Source organism: Mycobacterium sp. E3247 (assembly GCF_001667785.1).
Lineage (GTDB): Bacteria > Actinomycetota > Actinomycetes > Mycobacteriales > Mycobacteriaceae > Mycobacterium.
Map to the genome: position 1 here is coordinate 1 of NZ_LZJG01000427.1, position 9,564 is coordinate 9,564.

The 9,564-nt window shown below is 71.0% G+C and carries 9 protein-coding genes and 1 pseudogene; 7 read left to right on the forward strand and 3 right to left on the reverse strand.

The window, feature by feature from the left end; all coding sequences use genetic code 11:
- From A9X04_RS21955 to A9X04_RS21965, 3 genes and pseudogenes are all read left to right on the forward strand, one after another.
- Positions 1 to 425, forward strand: a pseudogene (locus tag A9X04_RS21955) (hypothetical protein); the annotation flags it as partial.
- Positions 422 to 934: a TIGR04338 family metallohydrolase gene (locus A9X04_RS21960; RefSeq protein WP_067924992.1), complete on the forward strand. Its 513-nt coding sequence runs from the start codon at positions 422 to 424 to the stop codon at positions 932 to 934. The pseudogene A9X04_RS21955 and the gene A9X04_RS21960, both read left to right, overlap by 4 nt.
- A complete protein-coding gene (locus tag A9X04_RS21965) occupies positions 931 to 3,069 on the forward strand; it encodes a beta-glucosidase (protein ID WP_197509289.1) in 2,139 nt (712 codons plus the stop codon). Before A9X04_RS21960 ends, A9X04_RS21965 begins: the two co-directional genes overlap by 4 nt.
- 139 nt (positions 3,070 to 3,208) lie before the next feature.
- Here the strand turns inward: A9X04_RS21965 and mymT are convergent, their stop codons facing one another.
- On the reverse strand, positions 3,209 to 3,355 hold the full coding sequence (mymT, locus tag A9X04_RS29960) for a metallothionein MymT (protein WP_073877879.1): 147 nt from the start codon (positions 3,353 to 3,355) through the stop codon (positions 3,209 to 3,211).
- A 147-nt stretch (positions 3,356 to 3,502) separates the two neighbouring features.
- Here mymT and A9X04_RS21970 point away from each other — a divergent pair, with 147 nt between their 5' ends.
- Complete coding sequence (locus A9X04_RS21970) at positions 3,503 to 4,159, forward strand: O-methyltransferase (protein ID WP_067924995.1); 657 nt, start codon at positions 3,503 to 3,505, stop codon at positions 4,157 to 4,159.
- A gap of 4 nt (positions 4,160 to 4,163) precedes the next feature.
- Here the strand turns inward: A9X04_RS21970 and A9X04_RS21975 are convergent, their stop codons facing one another.
- Positions 4,164 to 5,147, reverse strand: coding sequence for a nitronate monooxygenase (locus A9X04_RS21975; protein WP_067924998.1), 984 nt, complete (start codon positions 5,145 to 5,147; stop codon positions 4,164 to 4,166).
- A gap of 159 nt (positions 5,148 to 5,306) precedes the next feature.
- On the opposite strand from A9X04_RS21975, the gene A9X04_RS21980 reads away from it, so the two are divergent.
- The gene (locus A9X04_RS21980) at positions 5,307 to 5,747 is read left to right on the forward strand and encodes an SPW repeat protein (protein WP_067925001.1); all 441 of its coding nucleotides are present in this window, start codon (positions 5,307 to 5,309) and stop codon (positions 5,745 to 5,747) included.
- A gap of 34 nt (positions 5,748 to 5,781) precedes the next feature.
- Here A9X04_RS21980 and ilvD read toward each other — a convergent pair whose 3' ends face one another.
- Positions 5,782 to 7,497 (reverse strand): dihydroxy-acid dehydratase, encoded by a 1,716-nt coding sequence (ilvD, locus tag A9X04_RS21985; protein ID WP_067925006.1) that lies wholly within the window; start codon positions 7,495 to 7,497, stop codon positions 5,782 to 5,784.
- Positions 7,498 to 7,636: 139 nt separating this feature from the next.
- Here ilvD and A9X04_RS21990 point away from each other — a divergent pair, with 139 nt between their 5' ends.
- On the forward strand, positions 7,637 to 7,927 hold the full coding sequence (locus tag A9X04_RS21990; protein WP_067925010.1) for a metal-sensitive transcriptional regulator: 291 nt from the start codon (positions 7,637 to 7,639) through the stop codon (positions 7,925 to 7,927).
- A gap of 133 nt (positions 7,928 to 8,060) precedes the next feature.
- Positions 8,061 to 9,293: an MFS transporter gene (locus A9X04_RS21995; protein ID WP_067925013.1), complete on the forward strand. Its 1,233-nt coding sequence runs from the start codon at positions 8,061 to 8,063 to the stop codon at positions 9,291 to 9,293.
- The last annotated feature ends 271 nt before the right edge of the window (positions 9,294 to 9,564 follow it).

Genomic DNA, 9,564 nt, shown 5'->3' on the forward strand with positions numbered 1-9,564 from the left:
TCGTGCAGCTCGACATCCTTGTCCCGCAACGCAATAGCGGTGCCCGGTGGGCGTCGACGATCCTTGGTGGCCTCGCGTCGGGCGCGCACCGGCCCACACCGACCATCACCGCGCGGCTGAACTTTCAGCTGGCCTTCGGGGCGCGGGTGGGCCAGCGGCTGGCGGAGGCCCGCGACGAGGCCCGGCGCGAGGCCACCAAGGATCGTCGACGCCCACCGGGCACCGCTATTGCGTTGCGGGACAAGGATGTCGAGCTGCACGACTACTACCGGGGCGCTTCGAAGGCGCGCGGCACCTACCAGGTCAGTCGGGCGACGGCCGGCTACTCCTCGGCGGCGCGGCGCGCGGGTGACCGGGCGGGCCGGCGGGCGCGGCTGGGCAACAGTCCGGAACTGCCCGGCGCGCGCACCCCGCTGGGCCGGTGAGCCCCGGGCCGTCGGCCACGCGGGACTCCCAGCGAGCGAAGGTGTACGCGGCCGAGGAGTTCGTCCGGACGCTGTTCGACCGCGCCGCCGAGCACGGGTCGCGCGCCGTGGACTTCTTCGGTGCGCAGCTCACCCTGCCGCCGGAGGCGCGATTCGGCTCCGTTTCGGCCGTGCAGCGCTATGTTGACGACGTGCTCGCGTTGCCGTCGGTGCGCCGGCGCTGGCCCTCCGTCCCGCCGTTGCGCGTGCGGCCGCGGCGGGCCGCGACGGCGGCCCATTACGAATACCGCGACGGCGCAGGGGTTATCGCGGTGCCCGACCGCGACACCGCCGACTGGGCGCTGCGCGAGCTGGTGGTGCTCCACGAAGTCGCGCACCACCTGTGCCAGGTCGAGCCGCCGCACGGGCCGGAGTTCGTCGCGACCTTCGGCGAACTGGCGGAGCTGGTGATGGGTCCCGAGCTCGGGCACGTGCTGCGCGTCGTCTACGCCAAAGAGGGTGTGCGGTGAGCTCGTCCGGCGACGCCGACGCCCGGGCGCGCGAGGTCGAAGCCCGGCTGACCGATGACGAGCGATTCGCGCTGCTGGTCGGCGTGATGGGCGCGGGGGAGATGTGGCCGCTGCGCGACGGGCGCATCCCGCCGGACGTCCCGATGAGCGCGGGTTACGTCCCCGGCGTGCCCCGCCTGGCCGTCCCGGCGTTGCTGATGAGCGACGCCGGCCTCGGGGTGACCAACCCGGGCTACCGGCCGGGCGACACCGCGACCGCGCTGCCCGCCGGTCTGGCGCTGGCCGCCAGTTTCGACCCGCCCCTCGCGCGCGCCGCGGGCGAGGTGATCGGCCGGGAGGCCCGCAGCCGCGGGTTCAACGTGCAGCTCGCCGGAGCCATGAACCTCGTGCGCGACCCGCGCAACGGCCGCAACTTCGAATACCTGTCCGAGGACCCGCTTTTGACCGCGACGATGGCCGCGGAATCGGTCCACGGGATCCAGCAACAGCAGGTCATCTCGACGGTCAAGCACTACTCCCTGAACTGCAACGAGACCAACCGGCACTTCCTGGACGCGGTCATCGATCCCGGTGCGCATCGCGAATCCGACCTGCTGGCCTTCGAGCTGGCCATCGAGCGTTCGCAGCCGGGCGCCGTGATGACCGCCTACAACAAGGTCAACGGCACGTATGCCGCCGCCAACGACGTCCTGGTCAACCAGGTGCTCAAGGGCGCCTGGGGGTACCGCGGCTGGGTGATGTCCGACTGGGGGGCCACCCCGTCCTGGGAGTGCGCGCTGGGCGGGCTCGACCAAGAATGCGGGGCGCAACTCGACGCGCTGCTATGGCAGGCGGAGGCATTCGGTGCGCCCCTGCGTGACGCCCATGCCGACGGCAGGCTGACCGGCGAACGGCTCTCGGACATGGTCCGGCGGATTCTGCGATCGATGTTCGCGGTCGGCATCGACCGGGCCGAAGACCGGGCCGAAGTCGCGCCCGTACCGGACATGGCCGCCCACAACGAGATCGCGTTGCGGATCGCCCGGCAGGGGATCGTGCTGTTGACCAACCGCGGGCTGCTGCCGCTGGCGCCGGAGGCGTCCGCCCGGATCGCCGTCATCGGCGGATATGCACACGTCGGGGTGCCGGCCGGCTACGGGTCGAGTGCCGTCGTCCCGCCGGGCGGCTACGCGGCCGTGATACCGATCGGTGGCGCGGGACTGGAGGCCGGCCTGCGCAAGCTGCACCTGTTGCCGTCGAGCCCGCTGGACGAGCTGCGCAAGCAATTCCCGCATGCCCGAATCGATTTCGATCCCGGTATCAACCCCGCGGAGGCGGCGCTGGCGGCGCGCAACGCCGACATCGCGCTGGTGTTCGCCGTCCGCGCCGAAGGGGAGGGGTTCGACATTCCCGACCTGACGCTCCCGTGGGGGCAGGACGCGGTGATCACCGCCGTGGCCACCGCCAATCCCAACACCGTGGTGGTGCTCGAGACCGGCAATCCGGTGACCATGCCCTGGCGGGACTCGGTGCAGGCGATTGTGCAGGCCTGGTATCCCGGGCAGGCCGGCGGCCGGGCGATCGCGGAAATCCTTGCCGGCCAGGCCAACCCGTCGGGCCGGTTACCGATCACGTTTCCGGTCGACCTGGGACAGACGCCCCGCCCGGAGCTGCCGGGCCTGGGCGCCGAGTGGGGGGAGCCGACCACGATCGACTACACCGAGGGATCGGATGTCGGCTACCGCTGGTTCGCCGCCACCGGCGAGGCCCCGATGTTCGCCTTCGGTCACGGGTTGTCCTACACCGACTTCGACTACCGCGATCTGGTGGTGGGCGGCGGGAACACGGTCACCGCGAGTTTCACCGTCGTCAACGTCGGTGACCGCGCGGGCGCCGACGTCCCGCAGCTGTACCTGACGGCGGCCCCGGGCGGGCGATGCGTGCGGTTGCTGGGGTTCGAGCGGGTCGAGCTCGAGCCGGGCGCCGCCCGCCGGGTCACCATCGAGGCGGACCCGCGCCTGCTCGCGCGCTACGACCGCGGCATGGGTGGCTGGCGTATCACCGCGGGCGATCACCGGGTGGCGGTGAGCGCCTCGGCGGTCACCCCGCGTCTGGAGGCGACGGCCGAGCTCGCTGGCCGTACGTTCGGACGCTGATCGGCGACCGCCGTCGAGTGTGCGTGCAGGGCTTTGGCTGTGCGCTCAGGGTGGGGTTCCCCGGCGTGTCGCCGCCCCGGACGCACACTCGACGCTCAAGCGGGAAGGATCCGGCCCGAACGGACGACCGGCGCGCGGGCTACTTGACCGGCGTCAGCTCGTCGCCGCAGGTGCAGCGGTACGGCTCACCGGAACCGGAGCAGTGGCAGGGCACCTCGATACGAACGCGACACCCACAGCCCTCGTGGCCACACGTCAGCTCCGTGCCTGCTTCGTAATTTGCCATTTCACTCACCTTTTCCTTGTCGTGGACTTCTGCGGCTGCGATCGGCCACGCCGCCCACTATATACCCCCCACGGGTATCGAGTAAATGGCCGTGACCGCTCCGATACCGATCGAGCCGTCGGCTGCCGCCCGGCTAGCGTGGATGGCATGACCCAGAAGCCAACCCCCCAAGACGTCGACGACTTCCTCGACGACACCGTGGTCGGCGACGACCCGGCCCTGAGCGCGGCGGTGCAGGCCAGCGACGCGGCCGGCCTGCCGCAGATCGCCGTATCGGCCCAGCAGGGCAAGTTTCTGAGCCTGTTGGCCGGTGCCATCCGGGCGCACCGCATCCTCGAGATCGGCACGCTGGGCGGCTACAGCACCATCTGGCTGGCCCGCGGCGCCGGCCCGCAGGGCCGGGTGGTGACCCTGGAATACGAGCCCAGGCACGCCGAGGTCGCCCGCGCCAACCTGCAGCGGGCGGGCCTGGCCGAGCGGGTGGACGTGATCGTCGGCGCCGCCCTGGACACGTTGCCCACGTTGGACGGCGGCCCCTTCGACCTGGTGTTCATCGACGCGGACAAGGAGAACTACGTCGCGTATCTGGACTGGGCGGTCCGGCTGGCCCGCCCCGGCGCACTCATCGTGGCCGACAACGTGATTCGCGAGGGCCAGATCCTCGAGCCGCAAGGCAACGCCCAGGCGGAGGCGGTGCGCCACACGTTGCAGCTGATGGGTGAGCACCCGCGGCTAGACACGGCGGTGATCCAGACGGTCGGCGCCAAGCGCTGGGACGGCTTCGCGCTGGCGTTGGTGCGTTAGCCGCTCAGCGCGGGCTGAGCTCGGCGACCGCCTGCGCGGCGGACGTGAGTTCGCCGATGCAAAGCGCGGTTTCACCGGCGTACAGCGCCGAACGGTCCACCCACTCATCGGGCATCGTGGCGAGCGGCGCGAGCGGCGTGAGCAATGGCCGGGCCGGCGACTGCAGGCGCATCAAGGCGCCGGCGTCGAAGTAGCCCAGCGCGGTCAGGGGGCGGCTGGCCCAGTTGATGGCCGCCGGCAAGGCCTTCGCCCAGCCGTCGTCGCGGCACCAGCGCCGTGTTGCGGCGTTGGGCAGGACGCGATGACGCAGCGGCCAGCTCAGGCCGAACAGGTTGGTTTCGATCGTCTTGTCCGCGTTGGCCACTCGCCGCTGGTATTCCCGGTTGGCATTGGCCTCGTGCGTCATGAGGAACCGCGTACCCGCGACCACCCCACCCGCGCCCGCGGCCAGGGCGGCCGCGGTGTCGGCGCCGGTGGCGATGCCGCCGGCGAGAAAGACGGGGCGCCGGCGGGCCGCCGCGAGCGCCCGCGGCAGGAACTGCAGTGCCGGCATGGTCCCGACGAGGTGGCCACCGGCCTCGCGGCCCTGAGCGATCAAACCGTCAGCGCCCCAACCGATCGCGGCGCTCGCCTGCGCCGCGGTGCCGACCATGACGAACACGAAGATGCCGGCGTCGCGAAGGTGCGCGACGAGCCCGCGCTTTTCGCCGAACGCCAGCACGACCACGTCGACGCCGGTCTCGACGCAGACCGCAACGTGTGCGCGGTGAACGAAGGGCATCAACAGGTTCACCGCGACCGCGCGGCCGGGGGCCCGCTCGCGGACCTCGTCGATGGCCGCGCGCAACTGGCGGGGCGTGGCCAGGCCCAGGGTGCCCAGGCCGCCCGCCTCGGCGACCGCGCCCGCCAGCGCCGCGCCCGCCAACCCACCGCCCATGCCGGCCTGCGCCACCGGGACGTCAACCCGCAGGCGGTCCGCGATGTCCATGTCCTACGACGCTACGCGGCCGGTCAATTCCCCCTGGTCGGCCGGCTGCCGACGGCGCGGATTTCGTTGCTGGCGAGCGGCGACCGGGCGTAATCTTGACGGCAGATGGATGGGTGCAGCCGGCTCAAAAGGCTTGCTGCATAACAGAAAGGTCACAAAATGAGTACAGTCCATTCATCAATCGATCACCACCCGGATTTGTTGGCTCTGCGCGCGAGCTACGACCGCGCCGCCGAGTCGATGAGTGCGCACGTCACCTTCGGGCTGGCGCTGCTGACGGGCCTGTACGTGGCCGCGTCACCGTGGATGGTGGGCTTCGGCGCGACGGCATCGCTTGCCACGTCCGACCTGATCGTCGGGATCGCGGCGGCGTTCCTGGCGTACGGGTTCGCCACGGCGCTCGACCGCGCGCACGGCCTGACCTGGACGATGCCGGTGCTCGGTGTGTGGGCCATCGTCTCGCCGTGGATCCTGCGGGACGTCGCGCTGACCGCCGGCATGTTGTGGTCGAACGTCGTCGCGGGTGTGTTGCTGACGGTGCTGGGCCTCAACGCCACCTACTTCGGCAGGCGCACACGCGCGGCGGCCGCGCACGCATAGCATCCAAACCCGTTGAGCGAGGCGGCGATCGGGGCTAGCCGCAGACCGCACCGTTCGCCGCCGTGCTCACCAGCCTGACGTACTTGGCCAGTACGCCGGTTTTATAGCGCGGCGGAGGAGGGGTGAAACCCTCTCGCCGGGAATCGAATTCGGCCGGGTCGACCAGCACGTCGAGCACCCGGCTCGCGACGTCCAGGCGGATCGGGTCGCCGTCGCGCAGGAACGCGATCGGCCCGGCGTCGACCGCCTCGGGCGCGATGTGTCCCACGCACAGGCCGGTCGTCCCGCCGGAGAATCGGCCGTCGGTCAGCAGCAGCACGTCCTTGCCCAGGCCGGCGCCCTTGATGGCGCCGGTGATGGCGAGCATCTCGCGCATGCCGGGCCCGCCCTTGGGGCCCTCGTAACGGATCACCACGGCGTCGCCCTTGGTGATCGTCCCGTCCTCGAGGGCGTCCAGCGCGGCCCGCTCGCCGTCGAAAACCCTTGCCGTCCCCTCGAACACGTCAGAGTCGAAGCCGGCCGACTTGACCACCGCGCCCTCGGGCGCCAGCGACCCGCGCAGGATTGTGATCCCGCCGGTCGGGTGGATCGGATTGTCCAGCGCGCGCAGCACCTTGCCGTCGGGGTCGGGCGGGTCGATCGCGGCCAGGTTCTCGGCCACGGTCTGGCCGGTCACCGTCAGGCAGTCCCCGTGCAGCAGGCCCGCGTCCAGCAGCGCCTTCATCGCCACCGGAACACCGCCGATCTGGTCGACGTGGGCCATGACGTGGCGGCCGAACGGTTTGACGTCGGCCAGGTGCGGAACCTTCGACCCGATCCGGCTGAAGTCGTCGAGCGTCAGCGTGACCTCGGCCTCGTGGGCGATCGCCAGCAGGTGCAGCACCGCGTTGGTCGAGCCGCCGAACGCCATCACCACCGCGATCGCGTTCTCGAACGCCTCCTTGGTGAGGATGTCGCGGGCGGTGATGCCGCGCCGCAGCAACTCGACGACGGCGGCACCGCTGCGGCGGGCGAACCCGTCGCGGCGGTAGTCGGTCGCCGGGGGCGCCGCGCTGCCGGGCAACGACATGCCGAGGGCCTCCGCGGCGCTGGCCATCGTGTTGGCGGTGTACATGCCGCCGCACGCGCCCTCGCTGGGGCAGATGGCGCGCTCGATGGCGTCGACGTCCTCGCGGGGCATCAAGCCGCGCGCGCAGGCACCCACGGCTTCGAACGCGTCGATGATGGTGACCTCGCGCTCGGTGCCGTCGGACAGCTTGGCCCGCCCCGGCAGGATGGAACCTGCGTACAGGAAGACTGCCGCCAGGTCCAGGCGCGCGGCGGCCATCAGCATGCCGGGCAGGGACTTGTCGCAGCCGGCCAGCAGCACCGAGCCGTCGAGGCGCTCGGCCTGCATCACGGTCTCGACGCTGTCCGCGATCACCTCGCGCGACACCAGCGAGAAGTGCATGCCCTCATGGCCCATCGAGATCCCGTCGGACACCGAGATGGTGCCGAACTCCAGCGGGAAGCCGCCCGCCGCGAAGACCCCCTCCTTGACCGCCTTGGCGAGCCGGTCCAGCGAGAGGTTGCACGGCGTGATCTCGTTCCACGACGACGCCACCCCGATCTGCGGCTTGGCGAAGTCCTCGTCACCCATGCCTACCGCCCGCAACATGCCGCGGGCGGCGGCCTTCTCCAGGCCGTCGGTGACGTCACGACTGCGGGGTTTGATGTCGGTGACTGCGCTCGTATCGCGTGCTGTGGCCATCGTGTAAGTATGCGTGACCTGGCCCGACGGCAAATGCGCGGGTCATACCCGGGCGGGGTATAAAGTGGTTGGGGTGACGCCGGCCCGGCACGCGCGGCGGGCGCGCATGGGCACGCGTAGGGGCAGAGGTGAAGGACGGATGACGAACGCGCACGGATATTCGCAGCAGAAGGACAACTACGCCAAGCGGCTGCGGCGCATCGAGGGACAGGTGCGCGGCATCGCGCGGATGATCGAGGAAGACAAGTACTGCATCGACGTCCTCACCCAGATCAGCGCCGTCAACAGCGCGCTGCGGTCGGTCGCGTTGAATTTGCTGGACGAGCACCTGAACCACTGCGTCACCCGGGCCGTGGCCGAGGGCGGGGACGACGCCGATGAGAAGCTCGCCGAGGCCTCCGCCGCCATCGCGCGGCTGGTCCGTTCCTGATTGGTACCTAGTTGAGACCTGCGTTCCGGCCCTGACAAGGGGGGAGCCGCAGTTGCGGTCCGTACGGTAAGGCAGTGTGATCGCATTAGGCGCGACAACCCAAGAATTGGGTAGCCCGGCCGATACCGACGCCATGACTGCCGAAACGAATGCTGCCGCGCGAACGTGGACCCCACGGATCGCGGCTCAGCTCGTTGTGCTGGCCGCCGCGGCCTTCACCTATGTCACCGCCGAGATCCTGCCCGTCGGCGCTTTGCCGGCCATCGCCCGCAACCTGCACGTCAGCCTGGTCGTGGTGGGCACGCTGCTGTCCTGGTACGCCCTGGTGGCGGCCCTGACCACCATCCCGCTGGTGCGCTGGACCGCCCATCTGCCGCGCCGCCGGGTGCTGGTGGCGAGCCTGACCTGCCTGACCGTCTCGCAGCTGATCTCGGCCGTGGCGCCCACCTTCGCGGTGCTGGCCGCCGGCCGGGTGCTCTGCGCGATCACCCACGGCCTGCTCTGGTCGGTCATCGCCCCGATCGCCACCCGCTTGGTGCCGCCGAGCCACGCCGGCCGCGCGACGATGTCGATCTACGTCGGAACGAGCCTCGCCCTGGTGGTCGGAAGCCCGCTGACCGCGGCCATGAGCCTGATGTGGGGCTGGCGCGTGGCGGTGGTGTGCGTGACCGTGGCGGCCGCCGTCGTCACGGTGGCGGCCCGGGTGATGCTGCCGGAGATGGTGCTCACCGAGGACCAGCTCAAGTGCGTAGGCCCGCGATCGCGGCACCACCGCAACCGCCGGCTGATCATCGTCAGCATCATCACCATGGTCGGCGTGACCGGCCATTTTGTCTCCTACACCTACATCGTGGAGATCATCCGGGAAGTCGTCGGTGTGCGCGGCCCGAACCTGGCGTGGGTGCTGGCCGCCTACGGCGCCGCGGGGGTGCTGGCTGTCGGCCTGGTGGCGCGGCCCCTCGACCGTCGGCCCAAGGGCGCGATCATCGGATGCATGGCCGGTTTGACGGCCGCGTTCGTCGTGCTGACCGCGCTGGCGCTGGGGGGCCGGCCCGCCGCCGTGGCGGCCCTGATCGGGACGGCCGCGATCGTGCTCTGGGGCGCGATGGCCACCGCGGTCTCGCCGATGATGCAGTCCGCGGCGATGCGCAGCGGGGCCGACGATCCCGACGGGGCGTCGGGGCTGTACGTGACGGCGTTCCAGGTGGGCATCATGGCGGGCGCGCTGGCGGGCGGCCTGCTCTATGAACGCAACGTCGTCCTCATGCTGGCCGCGTCGGCCGGCTTGATGGCGTTGGCGCTGGTCGGCACGGCGGCCAACCGTCACGCGTTCGACGTTGCGCCGACAAGCTCACGCGATTCATAGCTGGGCAGTTCAACGGCGCAAATGCCGGTGCAACCGGCCGCCGCGCGGCGTCGAATTTGTTAGCTGGCGTGCCCCCTGTGCCACACTGTGTCAGGAACTCGAGCGTGGAGGGATGCATATGTCGGGCTGGACGCGAGGGAGGCTTTCGGCCGCCCTGACCGCAGCCGGATTGGCTTCTGTGACGGGGCTGGCGCTGGTGTTGACCGCGGCTCCGGCGGTGGCGGATCCGGACCCGGCGCCCGGTGATCCGGGCGTCGTGGCGGCCCCAGAC